Raw genomic sequence first — 20,065 nt, forward strand, 5'->3', positions numbered from 1 at the left:
TATGCATTCCCTAATTTTACATTTATGTCTTCATTATCATCAACTTCCAAAGCTTTTTTATAATAATCAATAGCTTTATTAAAATTACCAATAATATGATAGATAGTAGCAATTTTATCAAAAGTCTCTAATGATTTAAGCTCTTCATTCTCTAATATAACTAATGCTTTTTGGTAATTTCCTTTCAATAATAAACTGTCGGCAATGGCAAAAACCGAGGACTGCGCTTCGGTTTTTAATGCAACTATTATAACTAATAGTGTGATAATGATCTTTTTCATAGTAATTTTAATTTATTCAACTTTAAAAGCAATTGGCAAACTGTATCTAACACCTATACTCTTCCCTTTTTGCTTCCCTGGTGTCATTTTTGGTAATAAATTTATAACGCGCATTGCTTCATCTTGAAGTTCAATATGTGGCGCTCTTGCTTGTACTTCAGCAATGTTACCATCTTTATCAATTTTAAACATCACAAATATTCTTTTTACTCCAGGTTCAAGTTTCAATTCTTTTGCTAAATCTGAATTAAAGTTTTTATTCACATGCTGTGTGATTTTTTCCTGAAGGCACAATCTTAATTCTTCTTTGGTTCCTTCACAACCTGGATAAATTGGCACTTCTTCAATTATTGCAAAAGGAATGGAGCCATCATCTTCAATAACAATTTTATCTTTAGCCTTATTTTTCATTGGAGGCATTGGTACTTTTAAAAAGTGTACTCTATCTCCGTTCTTATCAATAACTAAACTATATTCTATCTTAGAATCTTTGAAATTATTGAAAATTTCTTTTTCGTTTTCTGTCATATTATCAAAAGAAACTACTTCACCTTCTAAATGTATTCCTGTAAATATTTTAATACCATTTTTCCCTTCAAAATATTTTCCGTTTGGAGAAATAACTTCATTTTCAATAATCCTATTCATATCATCAATATCAGTTTGAGCATCATTTGTACAAGACACATAAACTAACATACTTACCAACAAAGGCAACACTAATAAATACTTTAGCTGTTTCATTTTTTTTGATTTTTCTTTTGTGATCATAACTATTCTTTTTTTAATTAATGAATGTTTAAAAAATTGATTGATGAATGAAATATTTTCTACATTAAATGTTTCAGAAAGCAACTTATTGAAATACGTTTTTTTATCTGTTTCTTTAACAACCTCAGCATCAGAAATATATTCGTGTAGTAAGGTAATTCTCTTTTGATATACATACACCATTGGATTAAACCAAAATACTATTTTTAGTATTTCAAAAAACAATAAATCTAACGTATGGTATTGTTTACAGTGTATTAATTCGTGCTTAATTATTTGTAAATCTTCATTTTTTAGAAGACTTTCATTTATAAAAATATAATTGAAAAACGAAAAAGCAGATTGTTTCTTTTCTAATACTACTAAAGAATAGTGTTGTTTTTTAATTACTTTATTAGCGATAATTAATTGAATTATTTTAATCAATTTAATTAAAAACAGGGACGCAAAAATTAAAAGTCCAACATAAAATAGTATTGTTAGATAATTGAGCGTTGAATTACTATTATTGGCTTGTTCAATAACCGCTTGTGGGTTTAAAAATACGGTTGGTAATTGAACCATATATTCTTGAGGCAATGCTCTTTGAAAAGTTTCAAACTTTAACAATGGGATTATAAATGATAATAACGGTGTCACTAATAAATAGCGTCTATTCCACTTAAAAAAGGTTTCCTTTTGTAAAAAGAAATCATAAACAGCCAAAAATAGCGCTTGAAAAAGTAGTACCTGTAGTATATAATTTATCATTTCTCAGTCTTTTTATCGTTAATAGCTTCTAAAATTGTTTCTAATTCGTTGATATCAACATCATTTTTATTTACAAAAAACGACACCATACTTTTAAAAGAACCACCAAAATAACCATCTACTAATTTGTTTAAAGTCTGGTTACTATAATCTGCTTTCTTCACCAAAGGAAAATAAATATAACCTCTTCCCTTCGTTTTATGTGCTACAAAATCTTTCGTTTCCAATATTCTAATAATTGTAGATACCGTATTATATGCAGGTTTTGGTTTTGGTAATTGATCAATTATATCTTGAACCGACGCTTCTTCTAATTCCCACAAAACTTGCATAAACTGCTCTTCTGCTTTTGTTAATTGTTTATCCATTTTATTAACTAAGTTTTTAGTTCAACTACACAAATATAACTAAATATTTAGTTTAAACTAATTTTTTAGTTGAATATTATTATTTGTATTTATTTTTCTTTCAAATTGTAAATTGAAAACCTAAATTAGCATATGGATATTTTTTTACTCATCATTGGATTTCTATTTGCCTTATTAGGTATTATTGGTTCATTTTTACCAGTGCTACCTGGTCCTTTTACAAGTTGGATTGGTTTATTGTTACTTCATCTCACAAATTCCGTACCAATGAATTGGACTTTCTTAGGTATAACATTGGCAATTGCACTTATTATTTGGGTAATCGATTATTTTATTCCAGCAATGGGAACTAAAAAATTTGGTGGAACCCGTTACGGCGTTATTGGAACTATGGTTGGTTTAGTTATAGGTTTACTCTCCCCTATTCCTTTTGGAATTATTATTGGACCTTTTATTGGTGCTTATATTGGAGAAATGATTAACGATAGTAAAAATTCTGGAAAAGCGTTAAAAGCTGCATTTGGATCTTTACTTGGTTTCTTAACTTCAGCCTTCTTAAAATTTATAACTGCTGTAATTTTTACAGGATTATATCTTGTTAAATTTTGGGAATATAAAGACGTGTTATTTACTTTTTCATCATAAAACAACTTATTGTAAAATAAAAAAAGCGTCCCGAATTCGGGAAGCTTTCCATTGGTTTTAAAAAAACCTGACGCTATTAACGCCAAACAACACAACTAATCCACATTTAAATGTGGTTAACAAATATATAAATTTTTATTTGATTTCAAATTCTAAACACTTTTTCTTTTGAAATCACATATTTTTCTGAATTGATTGTATCTTTGCAAACTGTTATTCAAAATAAATTTTAAAAAAGAAACGAATGCAATTATCACCACTTGAAATAATTAGAAGAGAATCGCTTCAAAAATTACGCGAACTAGGTATAAATCCGTATCCAGCAGATGAGTTTAAAACTACAGCAACAATTCAACAAATAACATCAAATTTTGATGCTTTTAAAGGAAAAGAAGTTGTTTTAGCAGGAAGAATGATGAGTCGTAGAATTATGGGGAAAGCCTCTTTTGCTGAATTAAAAGATGCAAGTGGTAGAATGCAAATTTACGTGAACCGTGATGAAATTTCTTCTGAAGATGACCCAACGATGTACAATACCGTATTCAAAAAATTATTGGATATGGGAGATATTATTGGTGTAAAAGGTGAAGTTTTTAAAACTCAGGTTGGTGAAGTTTCAGTAAATGTAAAAGAATTAACAGTTTTAGCTAAAAGTTTACGCCCATTACCAGTTGTAAAAACTGATGCCGATGGAAAAGTACACGATGCTTTTGCGGATAACGAGCAAAGATATAGAAGAAGATATGTAGATTTAATTGTGAATGATCACGTTAAAGAAACATTTATAAAACGTACTAAAATAACCAATTCTATGCGTAATTTCTTTAATGATCGCGGTTATTTAGAAGTTGAAACGCCTATTTTACAGCCAATTCCAGGTGGAGCAGCCGCTCGCCCATTTATGACACATCACAATGCTTTAGATATGCCATTGTATTTGCGTATAGCAAATGAATTATACTTGAAAAGATTAATTGTTGGTGGTTTTGATGCTGTTTATGAGTTTGCAAAAGATTTCAGAAATGAAGGAATGGACAGAACTCATAATCCAGAATTTACGGTGATGGAATTGTATGTTGCATACAAGGATTACAACTGGATGATGGATATGACTGAAGAATTATTAGAAAAAATAGCAATAGATACAAATGGAACATCTACAGTTCAAATTGGTAAAAATGAGGTTAGTTTTAAAGCCCCATATCCTAGAGTTCCAATTTTAGAAGCCATAAAAATTCATACTGGTTATGATGTTGCTGGAATGAACGATGTTGAATTAAGAGAAGTTTGTACTAAAGTAGGCATTCAAGTTGATGAAACGATGGGTGTTGGAAAGTTAATTGATGAATTGTTTGGAGAAAAATGTGAACACCTATACATTCAACCAACATTTATTACAGATTATCCAAAAGAAATGAGTCCTTTAACAAAAGAACACAGAGATAATCCAGCTTTAACTGAGCGTTTTGAATTAATGGTAAATGGAAAAGAATTAGCAAATGCCTATTCTGAGTTAAATGACCCAATTGACCAACGTGAACGTTTTGAAGAACAAATGAAATTATCTGCAAAAGGAGATGATGAAGCTATGTTTATTGATCAAGATTTTATTAGAGCTTTAGAATATGGAATGCCTCCTACTTCAGGAATTGGTATTGGAATTGACCGTTTGGTTATGTTTATGACTAATAATGCTTCAATACAAGAAGTACTTTTCTTTCCTCAAATGAGACCAGAAAAAAAAGCTCCTTCTGTTGAATTAAATGAGGAAGAAAAAGTTTTATTAAAAATGATAGAAACAAATGCTCCAATTTTATTAAACGATTTAAAAGAAAAAAGCGGTTTCAGTAATAAAAAATGGGATAAAACTTTGAAAGGCTTAACAAAACACAACTTAGCCAAAGTAACTAATACTGATGAAGGGTTATTTGTAGAGGTTGTATAAATAAAATTTTGTTTCCCTGAACTTGTCGAAGGGTCTATAATATTAAAAAAGGAGCTACTTAATTGTAGCTCCTTTTTTAATGAATCTATATGAGTACTAACCATTTAATTTATTAAATTTAACAAATTAAAATAATCTACTTATTTCAATAAATTATAAAACTATCGCTATTTTATGAAACTATTTTATATTGCATTCCTATTATTTATTGCCTCCTGTTCCAATCCTCAAACACAAATTCAAAAAGAACAGCAACGTTGGAAATCAATTGCTTCAACTATTGAAATAATACGCGATGATTTTGGTGTACCACATATTTATGGTAAAACAGATGCTGATGCTGTTTTCGGATTGCTTTATGCCCAATGTGAAGATGATTTTAATAGAGTTGAACAAAATTATATTTGGGCTACTGGAAGATTAGCAGAAGTAGAAGGTGAAAAAGCAATCTATAGTGATCTTAGAGCTCAGTTATTTATGACACAAGAAGATGCAATTGCGAATTATGAAAAAAGCCCTGAATGGTTAAAGAAACTTTGTAATGCTTTTGCAGATGGAATTAATTATTACTTATATACACACCCAGAAGTAAAGCCAAGACTGTTAACACATTTTGAACCTTGGATGCCCATGTATTTTAGTGAAGGTTCAATTGGAGGAGATATTGAAAACATTTCAACAAGAAAAATTAAAGATTTTTATGAAGATTCTTCAGCACAAAAATTAAGTATTGTTCATGATGGTTTAATTCGTTTAAGTGACAGTGAGCCTAGAGGTTCAAATGGATTTGCCATTTCTGGAAAATTAACAAAATCTGGCAATGCAATGCTACTTATAAATCCGCATACTTCCTTCTTTTTTCGTGGAGAAGTTCACGTGGTTAGTGAAGAAGGATTAAATGCTTATGGCGCCGTAACCTGGGGACAATTTTTTGTATATCAAGGTTTTAATGAAAAAACAGGATGGATGCACACTTCAACAGATATGGATTTTATGGATGATTATGTTGAAACCATTTCCAAAACAGATAAAGGTTTTAGCTATACTTATGGGAACGAACAAAGACCTGTTGAATCTTTTGAAGTATCACTTAAATATTTAAATGAAGGAGAATTAAAAGATAAAAAATTTACTACTTACAAAACGCACCACGGCCCCATCACACAATCAATTAATGGGAAATGGGTAGCTACAGCAATGATGTGGGATCCTGTAAATGCCTTGATACAATCTTTTACCAGAACGAAGCTTAGCAATCATAATGAGTTTAAAGAGATGATGAGTATGAGAACAAATTCATCTAACAATACAGTTTATGCTGATGCTGATGGAACTATTGCCTATTATCACGGAGATTTTATACCAAAACGAGATGAAACATTCGATTTTAGCAAACCTGTAGATGGAAGTAATCCTGCAACAGATTGGCAAGGACTTCATACTGTTGATGAAATGATAACGTTAACAAACCCTGAAAATGGTTGGATTCAAAATTGTAATTCTACACCATTTACCAGTGCAGGAATTAATAGTCCAAAAGTTGAAGATTATCCAAGATACATGTCTAGAAATGAAGAAAACTTTCGTGGTATTCATGCGGTTCGCTTGTTAGAAAAATCAAAAGATCTAACAATAGATCAATTAATTGAACTTGCTTACGACCCATATTTACCTGCTTTTGAAGTGCTAATTCCAGGTTTAATTGAAGCGTATGATAAAACTTCACAATCAGATAAATCATTAAAAGAGGCAATTGATGTGTTAAGAGAATGGAATTTTGCAACGAATAAAGAATCTATAGCCATGTCTATGGCTCATTTTTATATCCTTCAATATTTAAAAAACGGAGTAAAACCAGAAGGTTTAAGTGATTTAGAACTTATTCAATATTTTGGAACATTATCACCTCTAAGCGAACGGTTAACTATTTTTAAACAAACGATTGACAAATTAACAGCAGACTTTGGGACTTGGAATACTCCTTGGGGAGAAATTAATAGGTATCAACGCATAAATGGAGCCATTCAACAACCATTTAATGATAGTTTGCCAAGTATTCCTATTGATATGGCTTCAAGTAAATGGGGAGCTTTGGCTTCCTATGGGGCAAGATCATACAATACAAAACGTATTTATGGAACTTCAGGAAATAGTTTTGTGGCAGTTGTTGAATTTGGTGATACTGTAAAGGCTAAAACAATGCTTGCCGGTGGACAAAGTGGCGACCCAACTTCACCAAATTTCGCTGATCAATCTCAACGCTATGCTGATGTTAAATTTAAAGATGTCGCATATTACAGAAAAGATGTTGAAAAAAGAGCTAAATCTAGCTATCACCCAGGAGAAAAAAAGTAAAAAATATATATAATTTGCTATTCAACATCTTATAAGAAAGTGCTTATAATTTGATACGCTTAATATGTGTTGCTTAAATTATCTAAAAGGAAGTACTTCATTGTACTTCCTTTTAGATAATTTAGTACTATATTTTCCTCTTATAAAATCATTCTAAACTAAAAATATTGTGTGCTATTTGTTACTAAATACTTATCTTCGGCAACAGTTTAAAATAAAAATAAAATAATCATGTTTCAAAAATTAAAAGGGTTTTCACGTGCATTTTGGACAGCTAATATTGTTGAATTATTAGAAAGAGGTGCATATTATGGTGTTTTTATTGTAATTACACTTTATCTATCAAGAATTTTAGGTTTTTCCGATATAGAAGCGGCATTAATATCAGGTGTTTTTTCTGGAGGTTTATATTTACTTCCAACCTTTACAGGAGCTTTAGCCGATAAAATTGGATTTAAATCTTCATTAATAATTGCTTTCGCTTTATTAACTATTGGGTATTTTGGTTTAGGAATATTACCAACAGCGCTTGAATCAATTGGTTTAGTTGACTATTCGGGTGATATTACATTTACTGGATTGTTAGAATCAAATGAACGATGGGCAATTGTTCCAGTAATGGTGGTTATCATGATTGGTGGTTCTTTTATAAAATCAGTAATTACAGGTACGGTTGCAAAAGAAACAACAGAATTAAATAGAGCTCAAGGTTTCTCCATTTTTTATATGATGGTAAATATTGGAGCCTTTTCAGGAAAAACAATTGTAAAACCATTGCGAGTTGCTATGGGAGATATGGGATTAATTTATCTAAATTATTTTTCAGCTGCTATGACATTGCTAGCTTTAATAATGATTGTTTTCTTTTACAAAAGTGCGAAACACCAAGGTGAAGGAAAAACTTTTGGTGAAATATGGCAGGCATTAATTAAAGTACTAACAAATGGTAGATTAATTACATTAATTTTAATAGTTACAGGATTTTGGATGGTTCAACATCAACTGTATGCCACCATGCCAAAATACGTTCTTAGAATGGCAGGTGAAGCAGCATCACCTTCTTGGTATGCCAATGTGAATCCACTTACCGTAGTGCTTACAGTTACTTTTATAACAAGAATAATGGCAAGTAAAACACCTTTATTTTCTATGACAGTTGGTATGTTTATTATGCCTTTTTCTGCAATAGCTATGGCTTCAGGAAATTGGTTTGGTGGAGGCGAAATTGATCTTGGATTTATAAGTATGCACCCTATTGCTCTTATGATGATTGCGGGAATTATATTACAAGGTTTGGCTGAATCATTTATTTCGCCAAGATTCTTACAATTTTTCTCATTACAAGCACCAAAAGGTGAAGAAGGATTGTATCTAGGATTTAGTCACTTGCACTCTTTCATTTCTTCAATTTTAGGTTTTGGTTTATCGGGTTATTTACTATCAAAATATTGTCCAGAACCAAAATTATTTGAAACTCATGAAGCTTGGGAAGCTGCCTCAGTAAATGCACATTACATTTGGTATTATTTTGCTGCAATTGCATTGGTATCTGCTATTTCCTTAATTATTTACGGAAAAGTAATCGCAAAAAAGGATGCAGAAATAGCGAACTCATAAATTTTAGTTGTTCTACAACAAACCACTTTATATTTAAAAAAGCGGTTGTTTAAAAAAGTAAATAAAATTCAAATTGTCAAACTGAGTTTGTCGAAGTTTATTTTAATTATGAATTAGTTAAAATATTTCGACAGGCTCAGTTTGACATAAAGTCACACTTTTTAGACAGCCGTTTTTTCGATTTAAAATTTAACATATCATTAACAGCTATTTCTATGAAACTTGCTGTTTCTAAACTCATTTTAAATCTTAATTAGTTAAATTTGAGAGTCTCAAATAAAAACTTAATAATTTTAAAATAGTTTTATAAAATCAATCTAATTATGAACAAATATATCAAATTAAACCTGCTAAAACCCATGTTAGTTTTTAGCATACTTATTGCTTTTTCAAGCTGTAAACAACATGAAGAAAAAAATACTATGACAAATATTTTAGTAGAAGAATGGACAGGCCCTTATGAAGGATTACCTGCATTCGATAAAATGAACCTTAACGACATTAAATCTGCACTTGAAATAGGAATGCAGGAAAACTTAAAAGACATTGATGCAATTACAGCTAATTCTGAATCGCCTACTTTTGAAAATACCATTGTAGCCATGGAAAAAGCAGGAGAGACATTAGAAAGAGTACAAAATTATTATGGAATTTGGAGTGCAAATGTATCCTCTCCTGAGTTTAGAGAAATTCAAGGTGAAATGGCTCCAATTATGTCTGAATTTAGTTCTAAAATCTCTCAAAACACAGCATTGTTTAATCGTATTAAAACAGTGTATGATAACTCTTTAAAAACTCCTCTTGATGATGATCAACAAAGAGTTGTAAAACTTATTTATGAAGGGTTTGCAATGAATGGAGCTGAATTAGATGATGAGAAAAAAGCAAGATATGCAGCCATTAATATGGAGTTATCTTCACTTTATACCAACTTTTCTAATAATATTTTAGCTGATGAAGAAAATTATGCAGTTTTTTTAACCGAAGATCAATTAGGTGGTTTGTCTGAATCAATGACTAAATCTATGGCTAAAATTGCATCAGAAAAAGGGCAAGAAGGGAAATATGCCATTCCTAATACACGTTCATATATGTCACCATTCTTAACGTATTCTAGTGAAAGAGAATTAAGAAAAAAAGTTTGGGAAAACTACTATTCTCGTTGTGATAATGCCGATGAATTTGATAATAATGAAAACATCGCTAAAATTTTAAAACTAAGAAAAGAACGTGTTGGTCTTTTAGGTTTTGACAATTTTGCAGACTGGAGGTTGCAAAACAGAATGGCAAAAAATTCTGAAAATGTAATGAATTTATTGAATCAGGTATGGGAAGCTTCTACAGCAAGAGTTATAGAAGAGGTTGCTGATATGCAAGCTGTTGCCAATGCCGATGGTGCCAATATTACAATTGAACCTTGGGATTATAGTTACTATGCTGAAAAAGTAAGAAAACAAAAATATGACTTAGATTCTGATGACGTAAAACAATACTTGCAATTAGACAAACTTACTGATGCTTTATTCTTTGTTGCTAAAGAAGTATTTAATTATAAATTCACACCAGTACCAGAAGGTAGTGTGCCTGTTTTTCATGAAGATGTTAAAGTTTGGGAAGTAACAAACATAGATTCAGGAAAACATGTTGGTTTATGGTATTTAGATCCATACGCAAGAAAAGGAAAACGCTCAGGAGCTTGGGCAACAACTTACAGAAGTTATTCATCTTTTGATGGAGAAAAGAACGTTTTGGCTTCTAATAACTCAAATTTTGTGAAGCCAGCACCTGGAGAGCCTGTTTTGGTTTCTTGGGATGATGCAACAACTTTTTTACACGAATTTGGACACGCATTGCATTTCTTCTCTTCTGAAGTGAGATATCCAACACTTAATGGTGGAGTTAGAGATTATACAGAGTTCCAATCTCAAGTTTTAGAACGTTGGTTATCTACAGATAAAGTGATCAATCAGTTTTTAGTGCATAACAAAACGGGGGAACCAATGCCTAAAGAATTAGTTGAAAAAATAAAAAAAGCATCAACTTTTAATCAAGGGTTTTCAACTACTGAATATTTGGCTTCTGCTATTATGGATATGAAATTTCATATGACAGACCCTACAAATATTGACGTAGATGCTTTTGAAAGAGAAACTTTAACTGAAATGAATATGCCTAAAGAATTGGTAATGCGTCACCGTACACCACATTTTGGACATGTGTTTTCTGGAGAAGGATATGCAACAGCTTATTACGGATATATGTGGGCTGATGTTCTTACTGCTGATGCTGCTGAAGCATTTAGAGAATCTCCTGATGGCTTCTATGATAAAGAATTATCTGCTAAAATGGTAAAAACTTTATTCGCACCTAGAAACGCTATGGATCCTGCAGATGCATACAAGTTATTCCGCGGTAGAGATGCCAAAATTGATGCATTGATGCGTGATCGTGGATTTCCTGTAACTGAATAAATAACTATTTTAACATTTTTAAAAAGGAATTACAGAAATGTAATTCCTTTTTTGCTGAAAAATTATTAACTTGTATCATTAATTTATTGTTTATCACAATTAATCTCTAACACTATGGTAAAAAATAGAATATTTCAAGATAAAAAGAGTCTTACAACACTATTTCTAACGTTCGTTTTTATAGTTGGATTTCACCCTTTTAGCTACGCTTTAGACACTCATATTCAGAATGATACCATTGGCTTTAATACCTATAAAGGTAAAGTTATTGATAGTAAAACAAAAAAAGAGTTAATTTTCGCTACTTTAATAGTTAATGAAACCAATATTAGCACTGTTACAAATACACAAGGTGAATTTTTATTAAAAATCCCTAAGAAATATAAGGATCACAAAATTACCATTTCATTTTTAGGATATACCAGTAAAGTTTTAAGTCAATCTGATTTAATTAATAAGAAAACGATAAAGTTAGAAACATATATTGAAGAACTTTCTGAAGTTGAAATTTTAATTAAAGATGTAAACTCCCTAATTTCAAAAGTGTTTAAAAAGAAAGGTGATAATTATTCTGAAGAGCTCACTACAATGACTGCTTTTTATAGAGAAACAATTAAAAAAAGAAGAAGCTATGTATCACTTTCTGAAGCCGTAGTTGAAATTAATAAACAGTCTTATACGAATTCTAAAAAAGATATTTTACAGCTTTACAAGTCACGAAAAAATACCGATTATTCTAAATTAGATACGGTAGTATTTAAACTTAGAGGTGGTCCTTTTAACACCTTGTTTATAGATATCATGAAAAATCCTACATTAATTTTTACTGAAGATATGTTTGAAATTTATGATTTTAGCTTTGACAAATCAACTAAAATTGACAACAGACCTATTTATGTGGTGAATTTTAAGCAAAAAGCATATGAGAAGGATCCTTTTTTTTATGGAAAATTATATATTGATGCGCAATCTTTCGCTTTAACAAATGCAAAATTTAGTTTAAACCTTGAAGATCAAGAAAAAGCAAGTAAATACTTTATTGTAAAAAAACCTAGAAAAGCAAAAGTAAATCCAATAGAAGCCACTTATCAAATTGATTATCGTGAGAAAAACGGAAAGTGGTATTATGGATATAGTAGAATTCAACTTGGATTTAAAATTAATTGGGATAAAAAATTATTCAATACCGTTTATCATACAACTATTGAAATGGCGGTTACCGATTGGGAGAAGAATTTGAGTAATAAATTAATTAAATCTAAAGATAGACTAAAATCTTCCGTTATTATAAGTGATGAAGCTTCTGGATTTTCTGACCCAGAATTTTGGGGAGAATACAACGTTATTGAGCCTGAAAAACCAATTGAAAATGCCATTAAAAAGATTCAAAAGCAGTTAAAAAAAACTTAAACGATACTTAAACAATTAAATCTATTTTTCAACGTAAATAGCCAAATGTAGATGGCAGTCCTTTATCAACAGATATTTCAGCGAATATCTTATGGAATAACAGCATGGAATTTGGAATTTTACATCGTTTAGATGAATCAATTTCAGGGTTATTTCAAGTGCGTGTAAGTGATTATTTTAAAGTAGGATATTCATACGATAGTTTAACCAACAATTTAGGAAACTAAGACAATGGTTCTCATGAAATTAGCTTGGTATTTGATATAGGTTCAAAAGGCACATACGCTTCTAAAAACAGAACACCATTATTTTGGTAAACAAGAAAGAAGTATGAAATTAACTATTTAAAAATGAATACCTCGTAAGCGGTCAAGTTTAAAAAAATAAAAACCAATACTACCATAAAAAGGTGGTGTTGGTTTTTTTGGTTTGCAATTGCAAAAAAGTAACTTAATCCGTCATTACGAGCCTGTCTATGGGAGACAGGGAGTTTTTACGACGAAGTAATCTGTTACATTTTAGTTCCAATCATGAGATTGCTTCACTGCGTTCGCAATGACGAAAAACGAATATATTCGTGTTATTAATAAACTAATTTCTATTTTGTACATTGGGTAAAAAATTAACTAGATGATTCAATCCTACAAACAGCAACCAAAATTACAGGAAACATACGACACTATTATTATAGGATCTGGAATGGGCGGTTTGGCCACAGCAGCTATCTTAGCTAAAGAAGGTCAGAAAGTGTTGGTATTGGAGCGGCATTATACAGCTGGTGGTTTTACGCATGTTTTTAAACGAAAAGATTATGAATGGGATGTAGGTATTCATTATATAGGTGAAATGCAGCGTGAAAATAGCATCCTAAGAAAGTTATTTAATTATGTAAGCAACAGCCAATTAAAATGGGCTGATATTGGAGAGGTGTATGACAAAATAGTCATTGGAGATCAACACTACGATTTTGTAAAAGGGGTAACCAATTTTAAGAAACAGCTCATTTCCTATTTTCCAGAAGAAGAAAAGGCTATACACACTTATGTAAATTTGGTTTTTGAAGCAGTGAAAACAAGTAAAAACTATTATATGAGCAAGGCAATGCCTCCTTTTTTAGAAAAGACACTAGGAGGTTATCTAAAAAAACCGTTTTATAAATGGGCAGATAAAACAACCTATGAAGTACTTAGTTCTTTAACCAATAATGAAACCCTTATAAAGGTATTAACGGGGCAATATGGCGATTACGGGTTGTCACCAAAGCAAAGCAGTTTTTATATGCACGCCTCGGTAGCACGACATTATTTTGATGGAGGCAGTTTCCCTGTTGGAGGTTCTTCGCAAATTGTAAAGACAATAGCACCTGTAATTGCTGCTTCAGGCGGAACTATATTAATAAATGCCGAAGTACAAGAAGTACTTATTGAAAATAATACAGCCATAGGTGTTTTAATGAAAGATGGAAAAAAAATCTATGCCAAAAACATAGTTAGCAATGCCGGTATTATGACTACTTATAACAAGTTACTACCAACTGCAACTGTTGAAAAACACCAATTAAAACAGCAGTTGCAACAAGTGAAACAATCGGTAGCACATGCAAGTTTGTACATTGGTTTAGAAGGAACGCCAGAGGAATTACAACTTCCTAAAACCAACTATTGGATTTATCCTGCCGAAGGAGACCACGATACTTGTGTGCAAAACTATTTAGAGGATTTGTCGCAACCATTTCCGGTAGTGTATCTTTCTTTTCCCTCAGCCAAAGACCCAGATTGGTCTAATCGGTATCCGGGTAAAAGTAGCATTGATATTATTACCTTAATTCCGTACGAAACCTTTAAAAAATGGGAAAATACACCTTGGAAGAAAAGAGGCGCCGAGTATGAAACACTTAAAGAAGAATTTGCACAACGTTTATTAAATGAGTTGTATAAACAATTGCCACAGGTAAAAGGAAAAATAAATTGTTACGAACTTTCTACACCATTAACAACACAACATTTTGTGAATTATGAAAAAGGTGAAATTTACGGGTTAGATCATAGCCCTTCTAGGTTTAGACAATCCTTTTTAAAACCACGCACACCAATTAAAAATTTCTACCTCACCGGTCAGGATATTGTGACTGCAGGAGTAGGCGGAGCCTTGTTTTCTGGAGTGTTAACATCTATGGCCATCACTGGTAATAATATATTAAAAAAGGTATAGTGAAAGTGAAACGGTTTAAAACGTGTTGTCCTGCAATGATAAAATACTCCGTCATTCTCGCGTATGAGAAAATATTTCTGCATAGGAGTACTACGGAATATTTAGCCTAGTATGAACAGATCTCCGATCAAGCCGGAGATGACGTTTCATTGTTATTTTGTACGTGTAATATTCATGAGATTGCTTCTTTACACTGCGGTTCAATTTCAATAACGGTTCATAGGGGCGTCATTACGAGGCGCGGCAGCAACGAGGTAATCTGTTGCATTGTAGTTCCAATCATGATATTGCTTCCTTTTAGTCCCAATGACGAATAAAATTTTATTAAGATGCCGAAACAATACGTCATTACGAGTAGCGGGAGCAACGAAGTAATCTTTAACTTTATAGTTCTAATCATGAGATTGCTTCCTTTTAGTCGTAATCGCGGTTTTTTAGCTGCCTTGAATAACATTTTAAAGTTACTAAATAACGTTTCTATTGGCTTCAAAAGAAATAGACTACTAATTCGTGATTATTAATAGACCAGACTTTGTATATCCTCTGATAAATCTTGTATAAGTAAAGGAGATATTCTTAAAAATTGTACAATTATTATGTGAAAAATAGTACGATTAATTTAAAAATAAAGTACAATTAATTGGAGAAAGTTCTACTACTTTTACAAAGCAGATGAAAAACCTTTAAAATCAAGGCATTTAGAAGTGTTATAAATATACTAAAATAAAGAGTCCAAAACACTATGTTAAAAACTTATTTTTCAACAATTTAGAATTAAAATTGACTTAAAAAAGAGACCGTCTGAAAAGTGGGTAAAATTCGTTTTGTCATATTGAGCCTGTCGAAGTTAACCTTGATTTTTCAATTAGTTAAAATATTTCGACAGGCTCAATATCACATAAATTTCAATTTTCAGACAGCCTATTTTTTAAACTTTAAGCAGTAAGTACATTACTTAATAGCTCCTAATATTTGTTGTAACCTTTCTTCTTCAATATTATAGCCATTGCCACTCCCCTTTTTTTCCGGAAATTGTTCAATCATTATTGTTGATGATGGGAATGCAAACTCAACACCTAATTCTTTTGCTAATTCTAAAATTTTAATATGCAAACTATGTTTAGATGATTGTTCTAAATTCCAATCAAGTTGCACAAAATAAACGTTTAATAATATCAACAAAGCAGAATCTCCAAAACCTGAAAACTCAACATTAAAAGCATCACTACGTGTTTCAGGATGTAAATCTATAATTTTTCGAACACCTTGTGCGAAGGCATTAATTAACTCCGGTGGCGTATCATATCGTATTCCTAAATTAGTTTGGTAACGACGAAAAGCACGCAAACCTTTATTATTTACTACCATTTCTGATAATGCGCTATTTGGTATTTGGAATACAGAAGTATCAGCAGCTCTAACTGTAGTTGAACGAAACCCAACAGTTTCAACAGTTCCAATTACAGTTCCAGCTTCAATCCAATCACCAATATGAAAAGGCTTATCAATAAAAATCATGACTGTTCCTATCAAGTTTTTAACAGTATCCTGTGATGCTAGTGCAACTGCCAAACCACCTATTGAAGCTCCTGCAATTACTGTAACGGGTTCAATTCCAAAAAGGGTCAATAATTTTAAAAAACCAAGGAATATAACTATTCCCGTAAGGAAATTATCTAAAATGGGTACTAATTGATCGTCTAATTTACCGTGAGTAGATTCAGCAAAATCGGCATAAATACTCATAACTACTTGTACCAATTTTAGAAATACATAAATCCAAAATACGGTAACCATAATATTTAATGTTAAAAACAAAACAGTGTTAACATTTAAAGGAAGGAATAATGAAGGTATTAAAAGCTTTATAAATGCAATTAATAATAATAACACAATTGGTCTTGTTAATTTTTTTAAAGCCAATTTAATATTTACACTCGTTTTATGAATTATTAAGTATTGAATTTTCTGTAAAATATAAAAAACAATTTTTCTTAGTACATAAAATAAAACAACACTAATAAGTATTAATAATAAAAAACCTACATATTGCCAAACTTCAATATTCAGTATTTTATGATGACCAAACTCAGGTATCATTTTTTTTAACTTTTCAGTATGCCAAGGGTATGTTTTATTATATAATTCATTAATTTTTGATGTTGATTCAAGTGAAAAATACCAATTATCACCTGTCTTTTCAACATAAATTTCAGGAAGTTGGTTAGGAAACAACACATATTTATGAGCATTATTAAATAAAGTTGAATCAGCATACATACTATCAGTTGGAACTTTTGTAAAATCAATCATCAATCCTTTTCCATCTAATATTTTCTTTAACTTGATAGCTAAATTTTCAGCTTCTTCTCCTTCAAAACCAGCGATAGTAGTTGCTGCTTTTGAAGGATCGTAAGAATCTGATTGTAAAAAATAAATGTGTGTATAAATTGCTGAATTTGGATTACTTAAATCAACTTTTACCTTAGTTTGTGCAAAAATTACTGTTGAAAGTAATAAAAAAAATAAACTAATCTTCTTCATTTTAATAGGAATTTAAACTTCGCATCAAAATTAAACTATAATTTCATAGTTATAAATTAATGTGATAAAATTATTTTCTTTTCTTCTTATCTTTAAATTTCTTTTTCTTTATTGAAGTGAAAGTAACAGTATCATTAAAAGTATCTTTGGCTTTAGCGGCCTTATTTTTCCTCCAAGAATTATTTTCAGGAAGTAATCTTTGAAGTAAATCACTTCTTCCAACTTTAGACAACGTATTTCTAATCCATTGTTGATTTTCTTTTTTATACCAAAAGAAAAATCGATGCTGCTCATCTCTATCATTTTTGGTTTTAGGAGATTTCATAGGTTTTAACGTATAGGGATGGTAACCACTATAATAAATTACCGTAGCAACGGTCATTGGTGTTGGTGTAAACCCTTGAACTTGTTCCAATTGAAAGCCCAAATCTTTCGTCTCAGCAGCTAAGTTTGCCATATCTTCTAATTCACAAGCTGGGTGGCTTGAAATAAAATAAGGTATTAATTGCAAGTTTAACTTTTTACGAATATTTATTTTATCAAATCGTTCTTTAAATTTATGAAAATAAGAAAAAGAAGGTTTTCGCATTAATTTCAATACATTATCTGAGGTATGTTCAGGAGCCACTTTTAATCTTCCAGAAACGTGATTAGTCATCACTTCTTCAGTGTAAGCATCTAACTCTTTTGGATCGGCTAATTTATTAAATTCTGGCACTAATAAATCATGACGAATTCCACTCCCTATAAACGATTTTTTTATATTTGGATGCTTGTCAACAGCTTTATAAAGTTCAGTTAATGGCTTGTGCGAAGTATCTAAATTATGACAAATCACAGGCGAAATACAAGAAGGCGAAACACATTTATCGCAAATTTCCTGCACTTTCCCTTTCATTTTGTACATATTTGCGGAAGGACCTCCAATATCAGATAAATACCCTTTAAAATCGGGCATATTTGCAACCTGATCAACTTCTTTTAAAATAGATTCCTGACTTCTGCTTGCTATAAATTTTCCTTGGTGTGCTGAAATAGTACAAAAACTACAACCTCCAAAACAACCACGATGAATATTTATAGAAAACTTTATCATTTCAAACGCAGGAATTGTTCCTCGCTTGTTATATTTTGGGTGCGGCAAACGTGTAAAAGGTAAATCGAAAGAAGCATCAATTTCCTTTTCCGTCATGGTATGATACGGTGGATTTATAACCAACGTAGAAGTATTCACCTTTTGGAAAATACGATCTGCAAATAACTTATTAGATTCTTGCTCAATCACTTTAAAGTTTGAAGCAAACAATTTTTTATCTTTCAAACAAACCTCGTGTGAATGAATGCTTACATCTTTCCAATTTTTATTTTTAGGAAGTTCTTCATCATTCTTCAATAAAAATGCTGTTTGATTTACCGTTTTAATACTTGAAAAAGGAACTCCTTTTTGTAATAGTGTTACAATTTCACGTAAAGGCTGTTCACCCATACCATATACTAATAAATCAGCTTTTGAATCTTCTAAAATTGTTGGTTTTAAAGTGTCACTCCAATAATCATAATGTGTAACTCTTCGTAAAGAAGCTTCAATACCTCCAATTAAAACAGGAACATCAGGAAATTTTTCCTTTAAAATGTTCGTATAAACAGTAGTTGCATAATCTGGTCTAAAACCTTTATCTCCATTAGGAGTATATGCATCATTATCACGTCTTCTTTTACTTGCTGTATAATTACTAACCATTGGATCCATACACCCTCCTGTTACAGCAAAAAATAGTTTAGGAGTTCCCATTTTAGTGAAATCCTGTAAATTATCATTTACACTTGGCTGAGGAACAATTGCGACTCTTAATCCATAACTTTCCAAAATTCTACCAACAACTGCATGTCCAAATGCTGGATGATCTACATACGCATCTCCACTAAAAAGGATGACGTCTAGTTCTTCCCAACCTCTAAGTTTCACCTCTTTATTAGTGGTAGGTAACCAATCTGAAAGTTTATTCATTATCATATTTTGCAAAAATACACTATTTAAAACAATTCTAAAGAAAGCTCCTTCATAACATATTTCATAAAATAAAAGTTAACAAAAGTTAATGAGTGTTAACGTTTTAAACCTTTGTAATTATTAATGGTCAAAGAGGTATAACAATATAAAATTATATAATTATGAGAAAAATAGTAGGGATTTTAGTAATTGCATTTTTAGTTTCAACAACTGTAAATGCACAAGGAAACAAAAATAAAATTGGTCAAAAAAATCAATTTTCACCAGAACAACATGCAACTTTACAAACAAAAAGAATGACTTTACATTTTGATTTAGATAAAAATCAACAAAAAGCCATTTATGACTTGAAGAAAAAACAAGCTGAAAAACGATTGGCTACTAATGAAAAATTTAAACAAAATAAAGAAAAGGGGGTTCAGTTAACAAATGAACAACGTTTTGAAAATCAAAATAATTGTTTAGAAAATCAGATTGCGAATAAAACGGCTATAAAAAGCATTCTTAATAAAGAACAATTTGAAAAATGGGAAAACCATCAAATGGTTAAAATGAGAGACGGTAAAAAAAGAATGGCTCATGGAAAAAGAAATAATCAAGAAAGAAGAAATAAAAATAATGGAGAATCAAGAAATTACAGAATAAATAGATGTTAATTTTAGTTTGATTTGGTTAATTGTTTGTTA

The 20,065-nt window shown here is 30.9% G+C and carries 12 protein-coding genes and 2 pseudogenes; 9 read left to right on the top strand and 5 right to left on the bottom strand.

The genetic code is table 11. The features are described 5' to 3' along the window. The 3 genes and pseudogenes from Q0352_RS12390 to Q0352_RS12400 form a co-directional block, all read right to left on the bottom strand. Nucleotides 1–281, bottom strand: a pseudogene (locus Q0352_RS12390) (hypothetical protein); the annotation flags it as partial. Between the two features lie 12 nt (nt 282–293). Then, nucleotides 294–1,802, bottom strand: coding sequence for a M56 family metallopeptidase (locus tag Q0352_RS12395; RefSeq protein WP_299527964.1), 1,509 nt, complete (start codon nt 1,800–1,802; stop codon nt 294–296). Next, complete coding sequence (locus tag Q0352_RS12400) at nt 1,799–2,170, bottom strand: BlaI/MecI/CopY family transcriptional regulator (protein ID WP_299527965.1); 372 nt, start codon at nt 2,168–2,170, stop codon at nt 1,799–1,801. Before Q0352_RS12400 ends, Q0352_RS12395 begins: the two co-directional genes overlap by 4 nt. Nucleotides 2,171–2,302: 132 nt before the next feature. On the opposite strand from Q0352_RS12400, the gene Q0352_RS12405 reads away from it, so the two are divergent. The 8 genes and pseudogenes from Q0352_RS12405 to Q0352_RS12440 all read left to right on the top strand — a co-directional run bounded on the left by Q0352_RS12405 (nt 2,303) and on the right by Q0352_RS12440 (nt 14,824). Continuing rightward, nucleotides 2,303–2,815, top strand: a complete 513-nt coding sequence (locus Q0352_RS12405; RefSeq protein ID WP_299527966.1) for a DUF456 domain-containing protein — start codon at nt 2,303–2,305, stop codon at nt 2,813–2,815. A 244-nt stretch (nt 2,816–3,059) separates the two neighbouring features. Continuing rightward, a complete protein-coding gene (gene lysS, locus Q0352_RS12410; RefSeq protein ID WP_299527967.1) occupies nt 3,060–4,760 on the top strand; it encodes a lysine--tRNA ligase in 1,701 nt (566 codons plus the stop codon). 174 nt (nt 4,761–4,934) lie between these two features. Then, complete coding sequence (locus tag Q0352_RS12415) at nt 4,935–7,115, top strand: acylase (protein ID WP_299527968.1); 2,181 nt, start codon at nt 4,935–4,937, stop codon at nt 7,113–7,115. A gap of 231 nt (nt 7,116–7,346) precedes the next feature. Then, nucleotides 7,347–8,732 carry an MFS transporter gene (locus Q0352_RS12420; protein WP_299527969.1) on the top strand — a complete coding sequence of 462 codons (1,386 nt, stop codon included), beginning with the start codon at nt 7,347–7,349 and terminating at the stop codon, nt 8,730–8,732. Nucleotides 8,733–9,055: 323 nt separating this feature from the next. Then, nucleotides 9,056–11,203, top strand: coding sequence for a M3 family metallopeptidase (locus Q0352_RS12425; RefSeq protein WP_299527970.1), 2,148 nt, complete (start codon nt 9,056–9,058; stop codon nt 11,201–11,203). A gap of 114 nt (nt 11,204–11,317) precedes the next feature. After that, complete coding sequence (locus tag Q0352_RS12430) at nt 11,318–12,613, top strand: carboxypeptidase-like regulatory domain-containing protein (RefSeq protein ID WP_299527971.1); 1,296 nt, start codon at nt 11,318–11,320, stop codon at nt 12,611–12,613. 59 nt (nt 12,614–12,672) lie between these two features. Continuing rightward, nucleotides 12,673–12,840, top strand: a pseudogene (locus Q0352_RS12435) (type IX secretion system membrane protein PorP/SprF); the annotation flags it as partial. Between the two features lie 403 nt (nt 12,841–13,243). Continuing rightward, on the top strand, nt 13,244–14,824 hold the full coding sequence (locus Q0352_RS12440; protein WP_299527972.1) for an NAD(P)/FAD-dependent oxidoreductase: 1,581 nt from the start codon (nt 13,244–13,246) through the stop codon (nt 14,822–14,824). Between the two features lie 951 nt (nt 14,825–15,775). Here the strand turns inward: Q0352_RS12440 and Q0352_RS12445 are convergent. Both Q0352_RS12445 and Q0352_RS12450 read right to left on the bottom strand, forming a co-directional pair. Then, nucleotides 15,776–17,368, bottom strand: coding sequence for a mechanosensitive ion channel family protein (locus tag Q0352_RS12445; RefSeq protein ID WP_299527973.1), 1,593 nt, complete (start codon nt 17,366–17,368; stop codon nt 15,776–15,778). Nucleotides 17,369–17,438: 70 nt separating this feature from the next. Then, entirely contained in the window at nt 17,439–19,382 is a 1,944-nt protein-coding gene (locus tag Q0352_RS12450; protein ID WP_299527974.1) for a YgiQ family radical SAM protein, read from the bottom strand. Nucleotides 19,383–19,540: 158 nt separating this feature from the next. Here Q0352_RS12450 and Q0352_RS12455 point away from each other — a divergent pair, with 158 nt between their 5' ends. After that, nucleotides 19,541–20,035, top strand: a complete 495-nt coding sequence (locus Q0352_RS12455) for a hypothetical protein (RefSeq protein ID WP_299527975.1) — start codon at nt 19,541–19,543, stop codon at nt 20,033–20,035. Nucleotides 20,036–20,065: the final 30 nt, after the last annotated feature.

Origin of the sequence: uncultured Lutibacter sp. (assembly GCF_937891065.1) — a bacterium.
Taxonomy (GTDB): domain Bacteria; phylum Bacteroidota; class Bacteroidia; order Flavobacteriales; family Flavobacteriaceae; genus Lutibacter.

Excerpts from the sequence above, each read along its gene's own strand:
- Q0352_RS12395 (WP_299527964.1), bottom strand. The coding sequence starts at position 1,802 with ATGATAAATTATATACTACAGGTACTACTTTTTCAAGCGCTATTTTTG.
- Q0352_RS12400 (WP_299527965.1), bottom strand. The coding sequence starts at position 2,170 with ATGGATAAACAATTAACAAAAGCAGAAGAGCAGTTTATGCAAGTTTTG.
- Q0352_RS12405 (WP_299527966.1), top strand. The coding sequence starts at position 2,303 with ATGGATATTTTTTTACTCATCATTGGATTTCTATTTGCCTTATTAGGT.
- lysS (WP_299527967.1), top strand. The coding sequence starts at position 3,060 with ATGCAATTATCACCACTTGAAATAATTAGAAGAGAATCGCTTCAAAAA.
- Q0352_RS12415 (WP_299527968.1), top strand. The coding sequence starts at position 4,935 with ATGAAACTATTTTATATTGCATTCCTATTATTTATTGCCTCCTGTTCC.
- Q0352_RS12420 (WP_299527969.1), top strand. The coding sequence starts at position 7,347 with ATGTTTCAAAAATTAAAAGGGTTTTCACGTGCATTTTGGACAGCTAAT.
- Q0352_RS12425 (WP_299527970.1), top strand. The coding sequence starts at position 9,056 with ATGAACAAATATATCAAATTAAACCTGCTAAAACCCATGTTAGTTTTT.
- Q0352_RS12430 (WP_299527971.1), top strand. The coding sequence starts at position 11,318 with ATGGTAAAAAATAGAATATTTCAAGATAAAAAGAGTCTTACAACACTA.
- Q0352_RS12440 (WP_299527972.1), top strand. The coding sequence starts at position 13,244 with ATGATTCAATCCTACAAACAGCAACCAAAATTACAGGAAACATACGAC.
- Q0352_RS12445 (WP_299527973.1), bottom strand. The coding sequence starts at position 17,368 with ATGAAGAAGATTAGTTTATTTTTTTTATTACTTTCAACAGTAATTTTT.
- Q0352_RS12450 (WP_299527974.1), bottom strand. The coding sequence starts at position 19,382 with ATGATAATGAATAAACTTTCAGATTGGTTACCTACCACTAATAAAGAG.
- Q0352_RS12455 (WP_299527975.1), top strand. The coding sequence starts at position 19,541 with ATGAGAAAAATAGTAGGGATTTTAGTAATTGCATTTTTAGTTTCAACA.